This window comes from Methylobacterium sp. Leaf87 (genome assembly GCF_001422775.1).
GTDB lineage: Bacteria > Pseudomonadota > Alphaproteobacteria > Rhizobiales > Beijerinckiaceae > Methylobacterium.
On sequence record NZ_LMMI01000031.1, the window covers coordinates 1 to 23173 of the forward strand.

Sequence of the window (23173 nt, forward strand, 5' to 3'; positions counted from 1 at the left end):
TGTCCAGCAGGGCCACCGCCGCGCGTTTGAACTCGGGGGTGAACTCGCGTCTCGTCTTGGCCCTCAAACACCTTCCCGGCCCGCAAGGAGCGTATCAAAGGTGTCCGTGAAAGCGGGGGAGGATCAAACTCGGTCTCCTTGTCGCCGTGGACGACGGAGAACGCACCGTCCGGCAAGCCCGCCTCCTTGAGCCAGGCGGCGACCAGGAGTGCCGGTGAGGGATCGCGCTCGGAGGGCTTCAGCACGAACCAATTGCCGCAGGCGAGCGCCACCGGGAACATCCACATCGGTACCATGACGGGGAAGTTGAACGGGGTGATGCCGGCGACCACGCCGAGGGGCTGGCGCAGGGAATGACTGCCGACGCGGGTGCCGACATTCTCCGTCACTTCGCCCTTGAGGAGCTGTGGCGCTGCGGTGGCGAACTCGACCACTTCGAGCCCGCGCTGGATCTCGCCCTTGGCGTCGGACAACACCTTGCCGTGCTCTGCGGTGATGAGGGCCGCGAGCTCGTCGATGCGCTCCTCGGCGATGCGCAGGAATGCGTTGAGGATGCGCGCCCGGCGAAGCGGCGTGGTATGGGCCCAGTCGCGGGCGACCGCCTTCGCGGCCGCCACCGCATCGTTCACATCCGCCGCGTCGGCCAGCGCGACCCGGCCGGTCTCCTCGCCGGTGGCGGGATTGTAGACGGGGGCGGTTCGCGTACCGGTGCCGGGAACGGTCCGGCCGCCGACGAAGTGGTGGATTGCGGTGGGCATGGCTGTCTGGTGTCCTGTTTCTGGGAGATACGCGAACCGGCGGATCGAGAGCAAAGGGAATGCCTTCGACGGAACGTCGCGACACCCGCGTCAGGAAATGTTCATGTCCCTGCGCGGCCGCGGGGCAGGCGGCGTGCCGAAGACGGTTGCCACGGACCGAAACGGGTGGCGGTGGTTTCCGCTCGTGGGCGTGCCGAGCTTTCCCGCCCCCGATGGCTAACGCCGCGAGGCGGCGGAGTTCACCCCGGGCGATTCCAAGCGGCGGCGTCGCCAGAATGTCATGGCTCGCATCATCGCCGGTAATCGTGCCGGACGCCCTCGCGCATAACACAATCACCGGCTAACCCGGTCCGCATGCAGGCCCTATCCCTTCCGGACCCCGAAACCTTGTCCCGCGGGCAGCTCGAAGCCGAAGTGCGCCTGCTGCGTGCCCAGTCGGGCTCGCTCGCACAGATGTTCGAGCAGGCCCCGAGCTTCATCGCCCTGCTCAGTGGCCCGGAGCACCGATTCACCCTCACCAACGCCGCCTATCAGCGGGCCATCGACCACCGCGACGTGGTCGGTCGCACGGTGGCCGAGGCCTTGCCGGACGCGGCGGCGCAGGGCTACGTCGATCTCCTCGACGACGTGTTCCGCACCGGCCGGATACACAAGGCGACGGGCGCGCGGTTCGATGTCCAGGCCACGGCCGACGGTCCGGTCAACGAACGCTACCTCGACTTCGTCTACCAGCCGATCACCGACGCGCAGGGCACCGTCGTCGGCATCTTCGTCGAGGGGCACGACGTCACCGAGCGCACCTTGGCGGAGACCGCCTTGCGGGCGAGCGAGGCGCGCTACCGGACCCTGTTCGAGAGCATCGAGGTCGGCTTCTGCATCGTCGCGATGAAGTTCGCGGGCACCCACGCCGTCGATTACCGAATCGTCGAAGCCAATCCCGCCTTCGTTCGGCAGACGGGGGCCGATGTCGCCGGCCGGTGGGTGAGCGAGTTCGCCCCCGACCTGGAACGCCACTGGTTCGACACCTACGGCCGCGTCGCCCTCACGGGCGAACCAGCGCATTTCGAGCATTACGCGGACGTGTTCGGGCGCTGGTTCGACGTGCGCGCCCTGCGGACCGGCGATCCGGCCGCACACCACGTCGCCATCTTCTTCTCCGACATCACGGAGCGCCGGAACGTCGAGACCCGCGCGGAAGCCGGTGAACGCGAATTGCGTCTCATCACCGACGCGCTGCCGGTCCTGATCTCCTTCATCGGCGCGGACCACGTCTATCGCTTCGCCAACCGGGCATACGAAGACTGGTTCTCGATGCCGGCGGGGGACGTGGTCGGACGGGACGTGAGGGACCTCCTCGGACCGGACGCCTATGCCACCCGCAAGCCCTACATGGACCGGGCGCTGGGCGGCGAATCGGTGACCTTCGAACTCGACTGGCCGCAACGCGACGGGCGGCATCGCGTCGCCGAGATCCGCTACCTGCCGCGGTGGGACCCGGCCGGCACCGTCGACGGTTTCCACGTGTTCGTGCACGACGTGACCGCACGCAAGCAGACGGAATCCGAACTCGCGCGCCAGGTCGCGCTGCGGACCGCGGAGCGCGATCAGGTCTGGCAGGCCTCCTCGGACCTGCTCTGCGTCGCCACCCTCGACGGGTACTTCGTCAGCCTCAACCCGGCTTGGCCACGGACGCTGGGATGGAGCGAGGCCGAGATGAAGGCGCGCCCGTTCCTCGACTTCGTGCATCCGGACGACGTGGCATCCACCCTCGCGGCGGCAGCCGGCTTGGCGCGCGGCGAGCCGCAACTCACCTTCGAGAATCGCTACCGCCACCGGGACGGCACGGACGTGTGGCTGTCCTGGAACGCGGTGCCGCGCGACGGCCTGATCTACGCCTCCGTGCGCGACGTGTCCGAGGCCAAACGTCAGGCCGAGATCCTGGAACGAACCGAGGAGGCTCTCCGGCAATCGCAGAAGATGGAGGCGGTCGGCCAACTCACCGGCGGCTTGGCACACGACTTCAACAACCTGCTCGCAGGTATCTCCGGCTCCCTGGAGCTGATGCAGACCCGGATGGCGCAGGGGCGGCTCACCGAGGTCGATCGGTACATGACGGTGGCGCAGGGAGCCGCCAAGCGCGCCGCCGCGCTCACCCACCGGCTCCTCGCCTTCTCCCGGCGCCAGACCCTCGACCCGAAGCCGACGAGCGTGAACCGTCTCGTCAACGACATGGAGGAACTCGTCCGGCGCACGGTCGGCCCCGCGATCCAACTCGAGGTCGTGGGTCTCGCGGGCCTATGGCCGGCGCTGATCGACCCGGGCCAGTTGGAGAATGCGTTGCTCAACCTGTGCATCAACGCCCGGGACGCGATGCCGGACGGCGGCCGCATCACCATCGAGACCGCCAACAAATGGATGGACGAGGCCGGGGCCCGCCAGCACGACATGCCGCCGGGTCAGTATCTCAGCGTCTGCGTGACGGACACCGGAAGCGGCATGTCCGCCGACCTCATGGCCAAGGTGTTCGAACCCTTCTTCACCACCAAGCCCATGGGGGAGGGCACCGGGCTCGGCCTGTCGATGGTGTACGGCTTCGCCCGCCAGTCCGGCGGACAGGTCCGGCTCTATTCGGAGGTCGGACAGGGCACGACGGTCTGCCTCTACCTGCCGCGCCACTACGGTGAGGCCGACGAGGCCGACGTCACGCGACGCCCCCCCGAAGTCGAGCGTGCGGGCCAGGGCGAGACCGTGCTGATCGTCGACGACGAGCCGTCGGTGCGCATGCTGGTCACGGAGGTGCTGGAAGATCTCGGCTACACCGCCATCGAGGCCGGCGACAGCATCGCCGGTCTGAAGATCCTGCAGTCGGATGTCCGGATCGACCTGCTGGTGACGGATGTCGGGCTACCGGGTGGCATGAACGGGCGCCAGATGGCGGACGCGGCACGTGATCGGCGGCCCGACCTGAAGGTGCTGTTCATCACCGGCTACGCCGAGAACGCGGTCCTGGGAAACGGATACCTTCGCCCGGGAATGCAGGTTTTGACAAAGCCGTTCGTACTGGAGACGCTTGCATCCCGCATCAGGGATCTCATCGCCAGGACCGTCTGACCCCGGGCATTTCACGATGCCATGCGCAGCACCCGCCGGAGATTCCATTGGGTCCCCGGGGGGGGCAAGCCGTGCGGGCGTTCGGCGTCACGCCGCCCGCTTCAACCCATCGATCTGCTGCAGCCGCCCGTCCTTCACCTGCAGGATGCGGTCGGCGAACGGCAGCAGGTGAGCGCTGTGGGTCACGAAGACCTTCGACACCGGGATCGCCATCAGGGCGCGGATCAGGGCCTCTTCCGACACGGGATCGAGGTTGGCCGTGACCTCGTCGAGGAGGAGCAGCCGGGGCTGGCGGCACAAGGCGCGGGCGAGGATGAGCCGTCGGCGCTGGCCGGTGGAGAGCAGGGGGCTCTCGTCGGAGAGGAGCGTGGCGAAGCCCTGGGGGAGGGACTGGATCTCCTCCAGTAGCCCCACCACCGACAGCGCGGCCTTCATCTGCTTGTGGGTGACGTCGGGCGAGAACAGGGACAGGTTCTCGATCACGGTGCCGGCAAGCACGCGGTCGTCGGCGAAGACGCAGCCGATATTGGCGCGATACTCGTGGATGCCGAACTCCTCCAGGGGGCTGCCATCCACCATCATCCGGCCGGTCGCACGGACGTTCAGGCTGGACAGGACCTTGAGCAGGGACGACTTCCCGCAGCCCGACGGCCCCACGATGGCGATGGTCTCGGGCTTGTCGATGCGGATGGTCAGATCGAACGGTTCGATGAGCGGCCGGCCGCGGCGGCCGAACTGGATCGACACCTCCTCGAGGCTGACGCTGCGCCGGATCAGACGGTCGATGCGCAGGCCGGCGCTCGCCGGCTCCGGGCTCTCGTTCAGCACGTCGTCCAGGCGGGCGAAGTGGACCCGCATCACCGAAATCTGCAGCAGGCTCATGATCAGAGTGTTCATGGCGGTGAAGAACGACGCCCGCAGGGCGAAGAACGCGTACAGCACACCCACCGACAGGGTACTCTTCATCACCTCGGTCACGCCCATGAACAGGGTCGCGACGGTGCCGAGCATGAAGATCAGGTGAAGGAACAGATCCGCGTCGATGGAGAGCTTTTTCGCGCGGTAGCCGTAATTGGCGAACCGCGTGAAGTTCTCCAGCCATTTCAAGCCGAAGAAGTTCGTGGTGTTGCCGACCTTGAGGGCGCGGATCTGGGCGAGGCCGTCGAGCAGGCGGGCCTGCTCCTCGGAGCGAGATTCGAGGGTGAGCGCCGTGCTGCGGGCGATACCCGGATAGGTGGCGAAGCGCACGAGGATGGCGGCCGCCAGGGTCACCACGGAAGCGAACGCCATACTGGGCGAGTAGTAGTACATCATCCCGACGAGCAGGATCGACATCGTCCCGTCGGCGATGGACGAGACGAAACCGCCGACGAGGAAAGTCTTGATCTGGTCCACCGACGAGACGCGGGTGACGAAGTCTCCGGGATGCCGGGCCTCGAAGAACGTCATCGGCAGGCGAAAGGCGTGGGAGACGATGTTGCGGGTGAAGTGAATCTCGAACAGCGTCGCCGAGCGCAGGGCCACCAGGTCGCGAAGCCAGCGCGACAGGGCGTCGAGGGCGCTGAAGAGGATGAGGCCGATGACCACGACGGTGAGGAGGTCGAGGTCGTACTGCGGGATCACGCTGTCGACGGCGGTCTGCAGGAAGATCGGCGTCGCCAGGGCGAACAGGGTCGCGGAGAACGACAGCACCGTGATGAGGGCCAGGGTGTGCTCGATGCCCCGACACGAGCGCAGGACCGCCCAGAACAGGGACTTTCGCGACGTCTTCACCGCCTCGAAATCGACCCGCCGCTCGAACTCGAGGGCGATGCCGCCGAAATGGTGCTCCATGTCCTCGCGGGCGTAGAGCCGCTCGCCGAAGGCCGGATCGTGAACGTGGAACGTGCCGCGCACCACCTTCTCGAGCACCACGAAGTGGTTGCCGTTCCAGTGCAGGATCGCCGGGCAGGCGAGCTTCGACAACTCGCCGGTGTTGGAAATGGCCAAGCCCTGCGCGTCGAGCCCGATCTGGCCGGCGACTTCGACGATCTCCGCGAACGTCATGCCCTCCTGCGACGGCGGGAACAGCGCACGCAGGTAGGGCAGGTCGATGTCGTGGCGGTGCGCGTTGGCGACCATTGCCAGGCAGGCGAGCCCGCATTCCATGGTTTCGTTCTGCAGAACGGTCCGGACGGCGCGTTTGCGCTCGCCGAACCCGCCGAACACCGATTGGCCGAACATCAGCGTCCCCTCAAGGCTCGGATCGGATCGAGGACCCAATCGAGCAGGCGGCGGCGCTCCACCACGATATCGGCCGAAAGAGTCGAGCCGATCTTCACGGGAATGCGCTCGCCATAGGCGTCCACGTCGGGCCGGTCGGGCCGGATCTCGATGCGGTAGGCGGATTGGCGCTCCACCGGGCGCGGATCCAGGCCGATATCGGGCTTGTCCTCGCCCGCGAGGCCGCGCACGGCGGCGGTGGAGATGTAGGTGATGGTCCCGTGCTGGATGCCGAAGGTCTTGAACGGGAAGGCATCGTACTTGATGATCACCCGCTGACCGACCTTGGCGAGGCCGACGGCGCGGGCCGGGGCCTCGACGACGACGAGGGGGGCGGCGTTCGGCTCGCCGGTGGCGGCCACGAACTGGCCGGGCTTGACCGAATCCCCGACTTTGGCGGCGAGCGCCAGCACGGCGCCCGCGCTCTGGGCCTGAACCTCGACGGCGGTCTCCGTGCGCAGCATCGCGAGCCGGCTGTCGGTGGATTCGATCTGGTTCTGGGCGCTCGCCTTCTGCGACACCTTGGTGGCGACGAGGAGGTCGAACTCGCGGCGCCGCTCCGAATCCTGGCGCTGCACTTCGAGGCGCTTCAGGCGCAGGTCGGAGAGCTGGCGCTCCAGGTCGAAGGTGCCGCGCTCGTGCGATTCGAGCATGTCGCGGGTGGCGTAGCCGTCGCGCATGTAGGCGGCGATCCGGCGCACCACGGCGCGGCTCTTCTCCGTCGCGGCGGCATGGCGCTGCGCCTGCTCGGCGAGGCCGGCATAGAACACCTCCTGGTCGGCCGCGATCTGCGCCTGCTGCTTCGTCGCGCGGGCAATGAACGCGTCGGCCCGCTCCACCTCGTCCTGCAGGCCCTTGCGGGAGAGTTGGAGGTTGCGCATCTCGGCCTCCACGGCCGATTCCCCACCGGAACTCGCAGAGCCGATGCGCAGGGCGTAGACCGCTTGGCCCGCTTTCACGGGATCGCCCTGGTTGAGGAAGATCCTGGTGATCACGCCGGCCCGGGGCGCATCGAGGCGGGCGAAACCGCCCGTGGCCGCGACCGTGCCCCGCACGGTTTCGGTCTGGGCGAAGTGACCGAACCACAGGCCGCCGATCACCGTGCACACCGTCAGCGCCACGAGCCCCGTCGCCAGAGTCGCGGTTCGGTTCTGACGCAGATCGATGGTCTGGACGATGCGGGGATTCTGGACGATGCCGGGCATCGGCCCGTCATCGGGATTCCCGGAGGTCTCCTCCGGCTGTGCCTCCGGCGGATCATCGTCGACGGGACGCGCATCGGACTCGGCCCGGACCATATGGCGGGCGGCAGCGGCCTCGACGCTCCGAGCCGGGGATTGCGTCGTGTCGTCCTCGGGTGGGCCGGCCCGGGTCACGTCGAAGGTCATGCCTGTCCGCCCTCGTGGAGAAACTCGTGCAGGCGCGGCCACATGAACCATTGGGCGGGGGCCGTCAGCACCGAGGTCTCGATGTGGCGGCGAACCAGACTCGTCACCCGTGCCTTGGTCTCCGGACCGCTATCGGCGACCTCGAAGGGCTGACCGCAACGAACCGTGTCGCCGGCGCAATCCGACGTGATGGAGAGCGGCAGGACCGCCGCCTCCGTCAGGCGGGCGAGGCTGTCGATGCCCATGGCGAGGCGGATCGGTCGGCCGAACAGGGTGGTCTCGACGGGTCCACCGTAGCTCGCCGGCAGGTCGACGAACGACACGATGACGGACCCGGTGCGGGCGAACCGGATCGCATCGATGTAATCCTGCTTGTCGCGGACGTTCAGGAACCGCATCTCCATGCCCATCTCGGAGATGCGCTGCATGACGCGGGTCTCGACGGCGCGGTCCTCGCGCGCCCGCAGGATCAGCATCCGCCGATCGCGAAAGAAGTCGTGGATCAGGCGAGCGAAGGGCAGGGCGAAGCAGCCCATGTGGAGCGGCGCCAGGATCACCGGCTTCCCGCTCGACGCCACCCGGCGGATGAGCTCCGGATCGGCGAACCGCACCGATTGCCAGTCGGCGACGATGTCGGCGTGCGAGCGGGTCACCAGGGACAGCCACTCGAGGCCGTAGAGGTCGTCCGAAAACGCGGTTTCGGCAGCGAGGCGACTGGCTTCGGCCCGGGGCAGGCGCAAGGTCTGGCGTAGGATCGGCGCGACGCCGCGTGCGGGCAGCCGGCGCGTCACCCGCTGGGCGAGCCACAGGGTCCGAAGGGCGCGGCGGCGCAGCCTCAGCGGCAGGGCGGCGACCCGCAACTGTAGAGGGGTGACGTCGTTCATCGCCGGGTCCAGTCCATCCACGGGCAATAGACTGATTTGCGTTGACAGTTCTTTAAGTGCGAACGCCGCCCGGGCATCCCGGGCGGCGTTCCATCAATATTCGTGATCGAGGCTTCGGCGGCGAGGCCCGATTTGATCCCGATCGAGACCGGTCCGAGCCGCCCTTACGAGCAGTCTGCGCCCTTGGACGGGGGGCAGTTCGGGGCCGGAGCCGGCTTGCAGTCGACGGGCTTGGTACCGCCGGAGACCTTCTTGAGATCAGTGAGAGCGAGCTTCTTCATGGGATGCATGTCCTGAATGAGAGGGTAGCGAAGTCAGTCGACCGGGCGGGCCGGCGAGTCGGCTTAGGAGCAGTCGGCGCCCTTGGACGGCGGGCAGTTCGGGGCCGGGGCCGGCTTGCAGTCGACGGGCTTGGTACCGCCGGAGACCTTCTTGAGATCGGCGAGATTGAGCTTCTTCATGGGGATACTCCAGATCGAACCCGGCCTGACCTTGAGGCTGCCGGCTGGCTGCTGTTCAGCCATGGACAAACCGTACCCAGCACCCGGGGCCGCATCAATGCAGTCAAACTACGGTGCCGGGCCAATGGTTACCACCCGAGACTATTTCCGGAATTTACCATCAAGAGGGATAGATTTTGTAGAATACGAACCGCGACTTGCGGATTCAAAGACCGGATTGATATTTGAGCCTCCTTCAGAGTTGCGAGGCCCACCAATGGTAACGCAGTCATCCACCCCCGCCGCTGCCCAAGACGAGATCGAGACCACCCTGCTCGAAATCTTCCGCACCCATTTGAAGACCGAAGGAACAGGTTGGGACGCCAACACCACCATGGCGGAAGCTCAGGTCGACTCCTTCGATCTGGTCGAATTGGTCTTCGAGATCGAGGACCGGTTCGGAATCGAAGTCAGCTTCAACGCCAATTCGGGCGAGACCGGTACGCTCACCGTCGGACACGTCGCCGAGATGATCCGGGCCGGACTGGCGGCGAAGAAATCCCAGGCCGCCAAATCCACCACCGCCGCCGACATCGCTCCGATGTCCAAGGTCCAGCTGGCGTGACCGCCGTCGTGGTCTCGGGCCTCGGGGTCGCGGCCCCCGGCGGGCTCGATACGGAAACGTTCTGGACGAGCCTCGTCTCGGGACAGAACGTGTTCTCGGCGAGCCGCGCCCTGCCGGATTCGGGGATCGTGGTCGCGCAGATCGACGAGACCGCGGATTTCTCCCGCCTGCCGCTCGCCTCGCAGGCGGCCTGCGACCGCAGCGCGATCCTCGCCGTTGCCGCCGCACAGGCCGCGATGGCGGACGCGAAGCTGAGCCTCGACGCGGTGGCGCCGGAACGCGTCGCCGTCATCCTCGGCAATGGCGGCGGCGGCCTGACCAGCCTCGACGCGCAATACTCGCGCCTGTTCAAGGACGGCAAGCGCCCGCACCCGTTTTCCGTGGTGCGGGCGATGACGAGTTCTTCGGCGAGTTGGGTCTCCCTCGCCTTCGGCGCCAAGGGACCGTGCTTCGTCATCGCCAGTGCCTGCGCGTCGGCAACCCACGCCATTGGGCTCGCGGCGCAGATGATCCGCGCCGGCATCGTCGACATCGCCATCACGGGCGGGACAGAGGCGCCGCTGTCGCACGGCACCCTGATGGCCTGGGATGCCATGAAGATCATGAGCCGGACCCGGTGCCGCCCGTTCTCGCGTGACCGCGACGGCCTCGTCGTCGGGGAGGGAGCGGGGATCCTCGTTCTGGAGCGCGCCGACCACGCCCGTGCGCGGGGGATCACCCGATCGGTCGCGCTCGCGGGTTTCGCCTCCAACGCCGATGCGGGCGACATCGTCGCGCCGACCGTCGATGGAATGGCCCGAGCCATGCGCTCCGCCCTCGCGGATGCCGGCCTCGCGCCAGACGACGTCGCCTACATCAACGCCCACGGAACGGGCACGCGCGCCAACGATCTCACCGAAGGCAACGCCATGGCGGACGTGTTCGGGCCGGGGCGCATCCCGCCGGTCTCGTCGACCAAAGGCGCCACAGGACACGCCCTCGGTGCGGCCGGGGCCCTGGAGGCCGTCGCCACGATCCTGGCCATGGAACGCGGGATCGCGCCGCCGACGGCGAACCTCGTCGAACTCGACCCGGCGCTGGATTTCGACGCCATCCCATGTGTGGCCCGGCCGATGCCCATCCCCGTCGCCATGTCGAATTCCTTCGCCTTCGGAGGTCTCAACGCCAGCCTGATCTTCCGGACGGCCTGAGCCTTTCGCCCGCCATCGGACCAGACAGCCATGAACGCGCACGTGACTCCGCCGGAAACGCTTTCACCCGACCCTGCGGCATACCTCGACGCCCTGAGGGCGCGGGTCAAAACAACCATCGGCACCTCCGACTGGGTGGTGATCGACCAGACGCGGATCGACCGGTTCGCCGAGGCGACGGGGGATTTCCAGTTCGTCCATGTCGATCCCGTCCGGGCCGCCGCAGAGACGCCGTTCGGCGGCACCATTGCGCATGGCTACCTGACCCTCGCCATGGTGGGGACATTCGCGGCGGCGGCACTTCCACCCCATCCGGCGGTGCGCCTCATGGTCAACCTCGGTGCAGACAAGGTTCGCCTGCTGGCCCCCGTCCGGGTCGACCACGCGATTCGCGGCGTGTTCACCCTCGCGGGTGTCAGCGTCCTGCCGGAGGGGAGGGCCGCCCTGCGGATCACGGTCGCCATCGAGTGCCGGCCGCCGGGTCCCTCTGCGGCCGATCCGGTATTCGCACTGACCGCCGACCTGTCCATCATGCTGATACTCAACGAGGCGTGATGGACAGTCGAAAAATCATCTTGTCCACTTGTCGACCGGACGAGACTTCAGCCCGACCACCGGTAGAAAACCGCTTCTGCGCCGGGACAATTTCTAGAACGAAATTAACTTTTATCTTTCACAGTATGATTTTCATGAAAAGACTTAGTTGATTATCTTGACTGGATTGCGCGCCTGTGAACGGTATGAGTTTCATCGCCGGTTAACCTTGACAGTCTATTCACGACCGACACGCAGCGCATGTCGGGCGACTGGATTTCAACATGGATCGGACGGAGCGGGCAGGGGCGAACGGCGGCCCGTGCGGCACCCTTGGTGGCGGGGTGCGCCGCTCAGTGCGGTACGGCATGCTCGGCGTTCTGCTCCTCGCCGGTCCGGCGCCCGCGGAAACCCTCGACACATCGATGCACTGGGCCCTGCGAGACAGCTACGACCGCAAGGCCGACGATGCGCGTCAGGCAGCGGCGGAGGCCCGGGTTCTCGGCGGCTACGAAGCCTTCCTGCCGACGGCGGCCTACGTCGTCACCCACCGCCTCGACAGCAACATCCGGTACTCGCCGGACTTCACCAGCACGCCCGAAGCGCCCATCGGGATCGACACGGTGCCGCGGCGCCAGCCCGAGGTCGAGGCGTTCCAGCTTTCCCTGCCCCTGTTCGACGGCCTGCGACGCTACCACGATCTCGAGTCCGCACGAAGCGCTGCCGCCGCCGGCCGGGAGCTCCAGAACGACAAGACTCAGCAGATCCTGTACGACACGGCGAGCGCGTATCTCGCCGTCCTGCGTGACCGCACCATCCTGCGTCTGCGCCAAGTCGCCATCGCAGACGTGGCAAAGGTCGCCAAGAGCGTCGCCGTGAAGCTCGAGGTCCACGACGCCACCCTGGCGGACTCGGCCCTGGCCGAATCGCGGGTCACCGCCGCCATCGCTGCGCACGAACAGGCGAAAGCCAACCTGCTTGCCTCGGAACTCGCCCTGGCGCGCCTCGCCGGTCCGACGGCGAACCCGTCGGGCCTGCCTCGCATCCCGAGCGCGTTGCTGCCCCGGTCCCTCGATGAGTTGCGCGACACCCTGCTGCAGACGAATCCGCGGCTGCTCGCTGCCCGTCTCAATGCGGATTCGGCTGCCTCCAGCGCCAAGGTCGCCTATGCGCGCTTCTCGCCGCAACTGAACTTCGTCTTCGCGCATACGCGCCAGGGCGCCGTCTCGAACTATCCCTACAAGGTCCGTGATACGTCGGCGATGCTGCAGGCGCGCATCCCGATCTACGACCCCGGTGAGTTCGCCGACGTGGCGCGCGGCCACGCCCTCGCCGATCAGAGGTCCTTCGAAGCCCTCGATCTCGAGCGGACCGTCCTGACCCAGGCCTCCACCGCCTTCGTCCAGCGCACCTCGTTGATCGTCCAGACGAAGCTTGCGGCCAAACGCGTGCGCAGAATCGAGGACGCCGTGCTCGGCCGGAAAATGGAGCTCCGCCTCGGCTCCATGACCATCGTCGATCTGTTGAACACCCTGGCGGAATTGACCGAAGCCAATGTCGCCAAGATCAACATCGAATTCGAGCGCGACAGGATCACGTATTCCCTCGCCTCCGCCATAAACCGGCTTCGGGTTTAGCGACTGCGGGCGCGCGACGCGCGGGCGCAGGATTCGCGCCGCGGAACCTGGGCCGCACGGCCCCGGCGGGAAGGCGTCGCCAGAGAGGGCCGGGCTCTTCCGGCGCGTGGCCCTCGGTGTATCCTCGCTCGGCGGACGAAGCGGAGCCGGGAGATCGAATGCGGGGGCGCGAGCAGGTCGGGACGGGTCGTTCGGTCCGACGCGTGACACGGGAGTTGCGCCGCCTGGAGGCGCTGGCGGCCCGCCGGCGCCTGCGAGTCCGACTCCTGCGCGGCCTGCGCGGCACCCTCGGGACGGGAGCGACCCTCGTGGCCCTGGTCAAGTTCAAGCTCGCGGCCTCCCTTGGTCTCAAGGTCGCGCTTGCCGTCCTCGTGGGAATCGGCCTCGCCTGGCCCTTCCTCGTCTTGGCGGTCCTGACCCTCGTCGGCTTGGTTCTGGCCCTTGTCAGCGTCTTCGAGGGTGGTCATGCCGGGTCCCTCGATTGCCCCGATGGCTCGGGCTGCGAACGCCGGGAGAAGCGTGCCGAACGGCTCAAGCATCTCATCGCGACGCGAAGGGAATGGCTCGACGCTCAGGCCGTGCCGCCGACACCACCCTGATCTGTGCCGTCGAAGCGATACCCCTACGGATGCGACATCGCGGACGGCCGCCCATACGGATTGCGGCCGCGCTTTAATCCCCCTGGGGGCAACGATGTGCCGAGGCTCCGGTTGTCCTCGGCACAGCGAGTACGGGTTGCGAACATGGAACGGTCGAACGACTTCATCGAGCGGAATCACCCGCAGGCCGAAGCCTTCGCAGGCCCCGAAGTCCGGGCGGCGGAAGAGCGCGTGCCCGACGCGGAAGCGGCCGAGGATGTCGTCCTCGAACCCCTGGCCGACTACCCCCGGATCGATCTGCGCGGTGCCGGCGAGCCCTGGGAGAAGCGTCGTGCCGCCGGCAAGGTCCTGCGGGATAACGTGCCGCACGAGAGCCATGCACCGCTCTTCCTCCCGGAGAATCGGCCCGATCCCGTGGCCCTCATCGAGGCCGCGCACGAGGGGCGCCAGCCCCATCTCGTCCCCTTGCGCGTGGCGCGCATGGCGAGCTCGCCGTTCGCCTTCCTGCGCGGGGCCGCGCACGTGATGGCCTGGGATCTCGCCCAGTCGCCTCGCAGCGGCATCATGGTGGCGATGAACGGCGACGCCCACATCTCGAATTTCGGTCTGTTCGGCACGCCCCAGCGCGACGTGGTGCTCGACCTCAACGATTTCGACGAAGTCACCATCGGCCCGTGGGAATGGGACCTGAAGCGCCTCGTCGCCAGCATCGAGGTGGCGGCCCGCGGCGATCACGTGGCCCCGGCCGAGCGCCGCGCCGCGGTCGTGGCGGCGGTGGGCGGGTACCAGCACACCATGACGGAATTGGCGCCCCAGGGCCCCCTCGACGTCTGGCAGCACGCCGCACGCGCCGACAACCTCGACTTCTCGGGCATCCGCATCGACGGCGAATCGCAGGGTGTCGTGCGCAAGGCCGTGGAGAAAGCCCGCAAGCGCACCAACCAGACCCTGCTCGCACGGGTCGGCGAGCGCCGCGTCGATGGCGGCTGGCGGTTCCGCGAGGACCCGCCGATCCTCACCCGCGTCGACGACGAGACCCGTGAGGCGATCATCAGCGGGCTCGAGCACTACGCCGACACCCTACCGCGCGAGCGCCGGTTCATGCTGAGCCGCTACCACGTGGTCGACGTCGCCCACCGGGTGGTGGGCGTCGGCAGCGTCGGCACCCGCGCCTACGTGGCCCTGCTGTGCGGCAACTCGGACCAGGACGTGCTCTTCCTGCAAGTGAAGGAAGCCGTGCGCCCGGCACATGCCCCCTACTTGCCCGGCATGCCCGAGCCCTATGCCAGCCACGAGGGCGAGCGCGTGATCTACGGCCAGCGCCTGCTCCAGGCGGTGGGCGACCCATTGCTCGGCTGGACCAGTATCGCCGACCGGCCGTTCTACGTGCGGCAGATGAAGAACATGAAGGGCGAGATTCCGGTGTCGTGCATGACCGGTCAGCCGCTCCTGTACTTCTCCTGGGCCTACGGCGCGCTCCTCGCCCGCGCCCATGCCCGGACTGGGGATGCCGCCGCCATCGCGGGTTATTGCGGCAAGGACCGCCACGCCGACCTGCGCGAGGCCTTGGCCGACTGGGCCAGCGCCTACGGCGAGCGCAACCAGGCCGACTACGAGACTTTTCTCGCGGCCATCGCGGACGGCCGCCTCGAGGCGGCACCCGATCCGCATCTGTGACGATCCGTCGGGCCTTACCGGTGGGCGGGGCGGCACGGAGCGCTTGATTCTCGGGCGCCCCGCCGGAAGGGTGGAGCATGGCGCGCCGCATTCACCGGACCACTGACTTTCTCGCCGACGCCCTGCACCGGCTCGGCATCGCGGCGGGCGCCGTGGACCGGGAGGCCCTGCGCGAGCACCTCGGCCTGCCCGAACGCGGCGGCGTCTGCGAAGACGCGGCCGTCGCCCATGCCCTCCAGGCGTCCGATGCGCGCCGGACCTTCGCCCGCGAAGGCGTGCCGCGCCTGACTCAGGCGATTCCGGCCCTGCGCGCGGAGGCTGATCCGGACGGAGCCCTGCGCTGGCAGATACGGGTGTTGTGCCCGCTCCTCGACGACAACCGCCTGGATCTGCGAATCGACACGGCGCCGGATGCCGCGGCCGCCGAGATCCTCGACGAGATGGCCCTCGGGAACGATCCGGATTGGGCGCTCGACACCCTGCGCGCACGGGTGACCCAGGTCGCCGGCCGTACCCGTGGAGCACTGAACCGGACCATCCTGCGGCTGCGCGACCAGATCAGCGCCGACATGACGGAGACCGGGGCCGACGCCGTCACCTACATCGCCCATCTCGACCGGTCCCTGCGCTCGCGGGTCTTCGCCGATGGGCCGGATGTGGCGTCCCACATCCTCGACACCCTGAAGGTCGTGCGGGCCCGCGGGCGGGTGGTGGCGCAGGAAGCCTCCGGGACCCGGCGCCTGCGCGACCGGGCGGGCTTCGGCTCCTACATCGACAAGTTCGCCGCAGCCCGGCGTCTCGGCCGCCGCATCGTCTTCCACATGGGGCCGACGAATTCCGGCAAGACCTACGCGGCCCTGGAGGCTCTCGCGAAAGCCGCAACCGGTACCTACCTCGCACCCCTCCGGCTCCTGGCCCTGGAGAATTACGAGGCCCTCGCGGCGCGCGGCCTGCGCGCCGGCATGGTGACGGGCGAAGAGATCCTGGGTGAATCCGACCCGACCCACACGGCACGCACCATCGAGACCGCGGATCTCCGCCGGCCCATCGAAGTGGCGGTGATCGATGAGATCCAGATGCTGTCCGACCCCGACCGTGGCTGGGCCTGGACGAACGCCCTGTTCGGCATTCCCGCCCGCCTCGTCATCGTCTGCGGCGCTGAAGACGCCCTCTCGGCCGTGCGCCGAGCGGCGGAGGCGGCCGGCGAATCCCTCGACGTGGTCACCTTCACGCGCAAGACGCCGCTGGTCGCCCTCGACGCGCCCGTACCCCTGGAAGCCGTCGAACCGGGTGACGCCGTCGTGGCGTTCTCGCGCCGGGCCGTGCACGAGAACCGGGAGATCCTGGTGGCCACCGGGCGGTCCGTCGCGACCATCTACGGCGCCCTGTCGCCGGAGGTGCGCCGCGCCGAGGCCGGGCGCTTTCGCGATGGCGAGGCCGAGGTGCTGGTCACCACGGACGCCATCGGGATGGGCCTCAACCTCGGCCCCCTGAAGCGCGTGATCTTCGCGTCCGTTCGCAAGTGGGACGGCACCGAGGAGCGTGCTCTGACCAACGCCGAGATCCGCCAGATCGCCGGCCGCGCCGGCCGCTTCGGCCATCAGGAGGCGGGCTACGTCGCCGCCACCGACGAGGACGGCCTCGGACCGATCCGCGATGCCCTGTCGGGAGCGCCGACGGCCCCGGCCGCCGACACCCGCTTCTTCGTGCGGCCGGATCTCGCCGCCATCGAAGCCGCGGCCAGCGAACTCGGCACCGATTCCCTGAGCGCCGTGATGGCGCATTTCTCCCGCGCGACGTTCTACGACGGTTCGCCGTTCCAGCCCTCGGCGTTCGAAGAGTTCCTGGGCGCGGCCGAGGCGGTGGATCGCGCCGCACTCCCGATCCGCGAGAAGTTTGCCTTCGCGGTGACGCCCATCGACCGGCGCGACCCCATCGCCGTGGGGGTCGTCGAGCGCTGGGTTCAGGCCCGAACCTTGAACGCCACGGTGCCGACCCTGCGTGCCGACCCGCACGGGGACCTCGCCTATCAGGAACGCACCGTGCGGCTCGCCAGCGCCTACCTGTGGCTCGCCCGGCGCTTTCCCGAGACCTTCGACGATGGTGCCGCCATGCGCGGCGTGCGCGAGCGTGCGAATGCGTCCATCGAGCGGACATTGCGGGAGACGGCGACCTTGAAGGTCACGCAGCGCGCGCAGAACAAAGCGCTCAGTCCACCCGCTGCCAGCCAGGGCCGGTGAGGCGTTCCTGGGGCAAAAACTTCGCCTTGTAGTCCATCTTGCGCGAGCCCTCGACCCAGTAGCCGAGGTAGAGGTAGGGCAGGCCGAGGTCCCGGGCGCGGCGGATGTGGTCGAGGATCATGAAGGTGCCCAGCGACCGCGGCGCCTCCTGCGGATCGTAGAACGAGTAGACCATCGACAGACCGTCGGAGAGCACGTCCGTGAGACAGAGGGCGACGGTGGGGCCGATGCCGCGCCCGTTGATCGCCGTGTCGGGCCCGCGTCGGCGATAGGCCACCAGGTGGGTGTCGACGTGGCTGTCCTCGATCATCATGGCGTAGTCGAGGACGGTCATGTCCACCATGCCTCCATCGCCGTGACGGGCATCGAGGTAGCGCCGAAACAAGGCGTATTGCTCGGACGCCGGGCGATTCGGCTCCGGGGTCCCGACGAGGTCGGCGTTGCGCTGGAGAATGCGGCGCTGGCTCGCCGAGGGGGTGAAATCGTCTACCACCACCCGAACCGAGATACAGGCGCGGCAGGTCTCGCAGGCCGGGCGATAGGCGATGGTCTGCGAGCGACGGAAGCCGCCCTGGGTCAGGATTTCATTGAGATCGCGGGCGCGGCGCCCGACGAGGTGCGTGAACACCTTCCGTTCCTCCTGCCCCGGCAGGTAGGGGCAGGCGGACGGCGCCGTCAGGTAGAATTGCGGTGTGTCGCGGGAATGACTCGTCACGCTGTGGGTCGCTCGCGGCCTCGCGGCGCGTCATGCGCCCCGAACGTCGAGTGTATCGACAACATCGGCCGGCTCAACACCCGGAAACGCTCGCGCGCGGAATTTCCTCAGGCCGGACGCACCACGGCGAGTCCGAGGAGGATGTCGTGGCCGAGCCGGCGGTCGGGACGCACCAGACCGATGACGATGTCGAGGGCCCAGAGCAGAAAGGTCGAGATCGCCACGTAGAACAGCAGGGCATGGATCGCCGCCGTGATCATATCCACCCGCGTGCCCGTCTGGTTGACCACGCGCAGGCCCATCATTCGCATGCCCCAGGTGCCCTGGCCGGCGCCGCCGACCGTCACGGCGCTGTAGAGGATGCCGCTCGCCGGCAGCACCGCGAACAAGGTCCAGCCGAGGCCGAACGTGAGGGCGCCCACGACGGTGATCAGGAGAGTCAGGAGGGCCGTGAACCCGAAGATGAACAGGATGTCGAGCAGGTAGGCGACCACGCGCGCGCCGAGGCTCGCCCGCATCACGGGCAGAGCGAGGGGGGCGCCGTAAGCGGTCCGGGTGGGGTCGACGGTACCGGTGGGGTATTCGAGCATGGGGCGCTCCTCGGGCGGGGCGGCGTTCGGTGATTTCCAAGTGGGCGCGGGACTACCGAATCTCAAGATCAACCGGTCCGAGAGACGCGTCAGGGAGCCGACGCCCCTGGATCGGCGGCGGCGGCCTCCGGCGTGTTCAAGTAATACTGCTTCAGCAGGTAGAGCGCCGCGCCGTTCAGGGGTCCATGCTCGGTGATGACGGTCAGGAGTTCGGCCCCCTGTCCGAAGCCGCACACGATCCAGCGCTGGCGCGCGGCCTGGGTGGCCTGCCCGGTGACGGCGTAATCGACCCGGAGATCGGCGGGCGTCGGCCCGCTGCCGACCCGCAGGATCTTCGGAACGGTGCCCTGTGGCGCCAGGGCCGGGACCGCCCGGCGGCAGAGGGTGGCCCGCTGCCGGTCGACGGAACTCTCGCAGGCCGCGAGAAGAGCGAGAGCGGCGAGTCCGAAGCCGACCCGTCTCACGCCCCGGCGCGGAGCCGCTCGGCCACGCGGGGCGCGTAATACGTCAGCACGCCATCGGCACCCGCGCGCTTGAACGCCAGCAGGCTCTCGACCATGGCGCGCTCGCCGTCGAGCCACCCGTTTCGGGCCGCAGCCTCGATCATCGCGTACTCGCCCGACACCTGATAGGCGAAGGTGGGCACCCCGAATTCGTCCTTCACCCGCCGGATGATGTCTAGGTAGGGCAGACCGGGCTTCACCATCACCGAATCGGCCCCCTCCGCGAGATCGAGGGCGACCTCGCGTAGCGCCTCGGACGAGTTGCCCGGATCCATCTGGTAGGTACGCTTGTCGCCGATCAGGGCCGCCTGGGTGCCGATGGCATCGCGGAAGGGGCCGTAGAAGGCGGAGGCGTATTTCGCCGCGTAGGCCATGATCTGAACATCGCGGAATCCCGCCCGGTCGAGACCGGCCCGGATGGCGCCGACGCGCCCGTCCATCATGTCGGACGGTGCGATGATGTCCGCCCCCGCCTCCGCTTGGATCAGGCTTTGCTCGACGAGAAGCGCCACGGTCTCGTCGTTGAGGATGGCGCCGTCCTGCAGCAGCCCGTCGTGACCGTGGCTTGTGTAGGGATCGAGGGCGACATCGGTCATCAGGCCGAGCTCGGGCACCGCCTTCTTGACCGCCCGCACCGCCCGGCACACGAGGTTGTCCCGGTTGAGGGATTCGGACCCCGTGGGGTCGCGCAGGCTCGGCTCGGTGTAGGGAAAGAACGAGATCGCCGGGATGCCGAGCCGCGCGGCCCCCTCGGCCGCGCGCACGATCTCGTCGACGCTGAGCCGCTCGACGCCCGGCATCGACGCGATGGGCTCGCGCCGGCCGGAGCCCTCGATGACGAAGAGCGGCCAGATCAGGTCGTCCACCGTGAGGGTATGTTCGCGCACGAGGCGGCGCGACCACGCGGCCTTGCGGTTGCGGCGCGGGCGCTGGGTGATGCCGAGGCCCGTGGGGCGGGCGCTCTCCGCCGCGGCTTCGACGGCGAGGGGACGCGGGGTCGGCAATTCGTCGGGCATGGGCTTTGGAACTCGGGCTTTGCAACTCGCGGCGTCGCCGGAACGCGGGGTCAGCCGGACTACCACATCCGCAAAAGCCTTCGAAACCCGGCCCATTGCCACAAGCGCGATCGGCACGCGGTTTCACCCGGCGATTGACGCACAGGGCCGAAACTCCGTTAAAGCGACCCGACCGGAAACAGAGAAGGCGGACGATGGCGGGCGAAGGCGAGGCGGACATTCTGTTCGAGCGGCACGGGGCGGTAGGCCTCGTGACCCTGAATCGACCGCGCGCCCTCAATGCCCTGACGCTCGACATGATCCGGGCGATGCATGCGCAGTTGAGCGTCTGGGAGACCGACGACGCCGTCACCAGGATCGTCCTGCGCGGCGCCGGCAAACGCGCTTTCTGTGCCGGCGGCGACGTACGCGCCGTCTACACCTCCGCCAAAGCCGGGGGACACACGGAGGTCGATGCCTTCTGGCACGGCGAGTACGGCCTCGACGGCTTCATCCAATCCTACCCGAAGCCCATCGTCTCCCTCATCGGGGGACTCGTCATGGGCGGCGGCAACGGGCTTTCCGTCCATGGCAGCTACCGGGTCGCTTCGGACGGGTACGGCTTCGCCATGCCGGAAGTCGGCATCGGCTTCTTCCCCGATGTCGGCATGACCTACGTTCTGCCGCGCCTGCCCGGCCGGACCGGAACCTACCTTGCGCTCACCGGAGCGACCATCGGGGCTGGCGACGCCCTCGCCCTCGGCCTCGCCACCCACCATGTCCGCGCGGACGGGTTCGATGCCATCGTGTCAGCGCTCGGCGAGGGAGACAGTATCGATGCGGTCCTCGGGGCGCACGCGGATGCGCCGCCTCCCACGGGACCGATGGTCGCCGAGCGCGCCCTCATCGACGCCTGCTTCGGCGAACCGAGCGTGGCCGATATCCTCGCTCGTCTCGACGGTGCGGCGGCACAGGGCTCGACCTTCGCGGCGGACACTGCCGCTCTGCTGCGGAGCCGTTCCCCCACCAGCCTGTGCATCGCCCATGCGCAGATGCGGCGCGGCGCGACCCTGAGCTTTGCCGAGTGCATCGCCGCGGAGACCCGGCTGGCCGCGTTCCTGATGCACGGACACGACTTCTTCGAAGGCGTACGCGCCGCTCTCATCGACAAGGACGGCGCGCCGGCCTGGCAGCCGGCCAGCCTCGACGCCGTCGATCACGCGGCCATCGCGCGCGCGTTCGACCCTACCGGCGGCCCTGCGCCGCGAACCGAACCATAGGGACAGACCGGCCGTGCGGAGCTTGACGAAGGTAGGCGCGACGCGGGATGGCCGTGGGCGCGCGAGCGAGGTCGGCGGCGACCGGATCGAGCGTTCGCCGCGCCCGCACCAGACCGGATGGGACGTGGTGCTGGTGTGGTTCATGCGCTTGACCGCCCTGGTCTGGCTCGCAAAGGCGGTGGCGACCTGGGCGTCGATCCTCGACGTGCTGCCGGGCGCGCGGCCCTTCGAGGCCGAGCCGGTGACCCGCCAGACGGTGATCGTCTACTTCGCCGTCATCGACGCCATGGCGGCGGTGGGCCTGTGGCTGACGAGCGCGTGGGGCGGCGTGGTGTGGCTGCTCGCGGCCAGCAGTGCCCTGACGCTCGCAATCCTCACACCGCATCTACTGCCGATGTCGGTGCCTTATCTTGGACTTCAGGCAAGCATCGTGGTGATCTACTTCATCTTGTCCTGGCTGGCCGCGCGGGAAATCCGGTAAACGAGACCTTACGACAATCACTTCATCTTGCATTTACCGACAGAGGTAAATCGCAAATTCATCCTATCGCTTAAACCGTCTTTCATCCGTGGCGCCTAGGTTGGGTTCATGAGCGGTGGCAACGAACACCGGCCCTGCAACCCGAACATCTGACGAGGCCCGCGATGAAGTCCCAGGCAGCCAAGGTTATCGACACCAATACTGCTTCCAAAGCCGGCTCCGTCCACGGCTCGTACCTCGAAGCCCTCCACCTCGTCGAGCGCCTGCACCGCCGCCTCCTCGACGTGATCAAGGACGAGTTCGAGCGCCGCGATCGTGAGGACGTCAACAGCGTCCAGGCCCTGTTGCTCTATAACATCGGCGACAAGGAGCTCACCGCGAGCGAGCTGCGCACCAAGGGCTACTACCTCGGCTCTAACGTCTCCTACAACGTCAAGAAACTCGTCGAGGCCGGCTACCTCCACCATGCCCGCTCGACCACGGACCGCCGCTCCGTCCGCATCAGCCTGACCGACAAGGGCCGGCAGATTCACGACATCATCCAGAGCCTCTACGACAAGCACGCCCGCACCATCCAGCCCATCGGCGGCATCTCGGACGACGATTTCGGCCGGATGAACGTGGCTCTGAGCCGGCTCGAGCGTTTCTGGACCGATCAGATTCGTTATCGGCTTTAGTCAACATCCCTGATCACTTAGCGGTTCACCCGGTGGCACGTAGGTGCTGCCGGGTGCTTCTGCGTGCACGGGGTCTCCGTTACAGCTCCGTTACAGGTTTTTGGGAGTTGTCAGCCACCAACTTATACCAAGCCTCGTTGAGCGAGACTCACGCGGGGTTAGCGTCGCTATCTGGGCCATGATTCTGTCCTCTGGTTTTGGAGCCTGAGGAGGATGCGATGGCTGCTCCGGTGCCGCTGCGGACGGATTTTGATGCCGAGGCCCTGCGCGTCCTGGTCGAGGGTTCACGTGACCCGGCCCAGACCCGCCGCCTGTTAGCGCTGTCGGTGATCGCCGCGGGCGGTCTGTGCTCGGAGCCGGCCGAGATCGGTGGGGTCGGGTTGCAGACGGTGCGTGATTGGGTCGTGGCCTTCAACGCCGATGGCCCGGACGGGCTGATCGACGGCAAGGCCCCGGGTTCCCGTCCGCGCCTGAACGCCGAGCAGCGCGAGGTTCTCAGGGCCCTGGTCGAACAGGGGCCGACACCCGCCGCCCACGGCGTGGTCCGCTGGCGCTTGTGCGATCTGACCCAGATCCTGTGCGAGGAT

The 23173-nt window shown here is 68.1% G+C and carries 19 protein-coding genes and 1 pseudogene; 12 read left to right on the forward strand and 8 right to left on the reverse strand.

All coding sequences use genetic code 11. From position 1 onward, the window contains the following. Positions 1–758: aldehyde dehydrogenase family protein (locus ASF22_RS14635; protein WP_156647757.1), on the reverse strand; the 758-nt coding region annotated here is incomplete at its 3' end. Positions 759–1112: 354 nt separating this feature from the next. Between ASF22_RS14635 and ASF22_RS23210 the strand changes: the two genes are divergently transcribed. After that, on the forward strand, positions 1113–3869 hold the full coding sequence (locus tag ASF22_RS23210; RefSeq protein WP_082479397.1) for a PAS domain-containing protein: 2757 nt from the start codon (positions 1113–1115) through the stop codon (positions 3867–3869). Positions 3870–3956: 87 nt separating this feature from the next. On the opposite strand, the gene ASF22_RS14645 is transcribed toward ASF22_RS23210, so the two are convergent. The 3 genes from ASF22_RS14645 to ASF22_RS14655 are packed head-to-tail and all read right to left on the reverse strand — an operon-like array spanning position 3957 to position 8403. Further along, entirely contained in the window at positions 3957–6092 is a 2136-nt protein-coding gene (locus ASF22_RS14645; protein ID WP_056265644.1) for a peptidase domain-containing ABC transporter, read from the reverse strand. Further along, complete coding sequence (locus ASF22_RS14650) at positions 6092–7519, reverse strand: HlyD family efflux transporter periplasmic adaptor subunit (protein ID WP_056265649.1); 1428 nt, start codon at positions 7517–7519, stop codon at positions 6092–6094. The genes ASF22_RS14645 and ASF22_RS14650 overlap by 1 nt, the downstream gene beginning before the upstream one ends. Next, complete coding sequence (locus ASF22_RS14655) at positions 7516–8403, reverse strand: hypothetical protein (protein ID WP_056265652.1); 888 nt, start codon at positions 8401–8403, stop codon at positions 7516–7518. The genes ASF22_RS14650 and ASF22_RS14655 overlap by 4 nt, the downstream gene beginning before the upstream one ends. Before the next feature lie 717 nt (positions 8404–9120). On the opposite strand from ASF22_RS14655, the gene ASF22_RS14660 reads away from it, so the two are divergent. The 7 genes from ASF22_RS14660 to ASF22_RS14690 all read left to right on the forward strand — a co-directional run bounded on the left by ASF22_RS14660 (position 9121) and on the right by ASF22_RS14690 (position 17345). Continuing rightward, on the forward strand, positions 9121–9468 hold the full coding sequence (locus tag ASF22_RS14660) for an acyl carrier protein (RefSeq protein ID WP_082479396.1): 348 nt from the start codon (positions 9121–9123) through the stop codon (positions 9466–9468). After that, positions 9465–10658 (forward strand): beta-ketoacyl-[acyl-carrier-protein] synthase family protein, encoded by a 1194-nt coding sequence (locus ASF22_RS14665; protein ID WP_056265654.1) that lies wholly within the window; start codon positions 9465–9467, stop codon positions 10656–10658. Before ASF22_RS14660 ends, ASF22_RS14665 begins: the two co-directional genes overlap by 4 nt. Positions 10659–10688: 30 nt before the next feature. Beyond that, positions 10689–11213: a MaoC family dehydratase gene (locus tag ASF22_RS14670; RefSeq protein ID WP_056265657.1), complete on the forward strand. Its 525-nt coding sequence runs from the start codon at positions 10689–10691 to the stop codon at positions 11211–11213. A gap of 263 nt (positions 11214–11476) precedes the next feature. Then, entirely contained in the window at positions 11477–12829 is a 1353-nt protein-coding gene (locus tag ASF22_RS14675) for a TolC family protein (protein ID WP_082483734.1), read from the forward strand. Between the two features lie 203 nt (positions 12830–13032). Beyond that, positions 13033–13428 (forward strand): hypothetical protein, encoded by a 396-nt coding sequence (locus ASF22_RS14680; RefSeq protein WP_244474299.1) that lies wholly within the window; start codon positions 13033–13035, stop codon positions 13426–13428. 144 nt (positions 13429–13572) lie between these two features. After that, a complete protein-coding gene (locus ASF22_RS14685; RefSeq protein ID WP_082483735.1) occupies positions 13573–15105 on the forward strand; it encodes a DUF2252 domain-containing protein in 1533 nt (510 codons plus the stop codon). A gap of 77 nt (positions 15106–15182) precedes the next feature. Further along, the gene (locus ASF22_RS14690) at positions 15183–17345 is read left to right on the forward strand and encodes a helicase-related protein (RefSeq protein WP_056265665.1); all 2163 of its coding nucleotides are present in this window, start codon (positions 15183–15185) and stop codon (positions 17343–17345) included. Here the strand turns inward: ASF22_RS14690 and ASF22_RS14695 are convergent. The 4 genes from ASF22_RS14695 to hemB all read right to left on the reverse strand — a co-directional run bounded on the left by ASF22_RS14695 (position 17314) and on the right by hemB (position 20169). Continuing rightward, positions 17314–18060 carry an arginyltransferase gene (locus ASF22_RS14695; RefSeq protein WP_056174352.1) on the reverse strand — a complete coding sequence of 249 codons (747 nt, stop codon included), beginning with the start codon at positions 18058–18060 and terminating at the stop codon, positions 17314–17316. The two genes, ASF22_RS14690 and ASF22_RS14695, sit on opposite strands and share 32 nt — an antisense overlap. Before the next feature lie 107 nt (positions 18061–18167). After that, a complete protein-coding gene (locus tag ASF22_RS14700) occupies positions 18168–18650 on the reverse strand; it encodes an RDD family protein (protein ID WP_056265668.1) in 483 nt (160 codons plus the stop codon). 89 nt (positions 18651–18739) lie between these two features. Beyond that, complete coding sequence (locus ASF22_RS14705) at positions 18740–19114, reverse strand: hypothetical protein (RefSeq protein WP_056174356.1); 375 nt, start codon at positions 19112–19114, stop codon at positions 18740–18742. Next, positions 19111–20169 (reverse strand): porphobilinogen synthase, encoded by a 1059-nt coding sequence (gene hemB, locus ASF22_RS14710; protein WP_056174358.1) that lies wholly within the window; start codon positions 20167–20169, stop codon positions 19111–19113. Before hemB ends, ASF22_RS14705 begins: the two co-directional genes overlap by 4 nt. 194 nt (positions 20170–20363) lie before the next feature. Between hemB and ASF22_RS14715 the strand changes: the two genes are divergently transcribed. The 4 genes and pseudogenes from ASF22_RS14715 to ASF22_RS14730 all read left to right on the forward strand — a co-directional run. Next, positions 20364–21428, forward strand: a complete 1065-nt coding sequence (locus ASF22_RS14715; RefSeq protein ID WP_056265671.1) for an enoyl-CoA hydratase/isomerase family protein — start codon at positions 20364–20366, stop codon at positions 21426–21428. Between the two features lie 13 nt (positions 21429–21441). Continuing rightward, complete coding sequence (locus ASF22_RS14720) at positions 21442–21909, forward strand: DUF6163 family protein (RefSeq protein WP_056174363.1); 468 nt, start codon at positions 21442–21444, stop codon at positions 21907–21909. A gap of 164 nt (positions 21910–22073) precedes the next feature. Then, complete coding sequence (locus ASF22_RS14725) at positions 22074–22586, forward strand: winged helix DNA-binding protein (protein WP_056265675.1); 513 nt, start codon at positions 22074–22076, stop codon at positions 22584–22586. Between the two features lie 178 nt (positions 22587–22764). Further along, positions 22765–23173: pseudogene (locus tag ASF22_RS14730) on the forward strand (helix-turn-helix domain-containing protein); the annotation flags it as partial.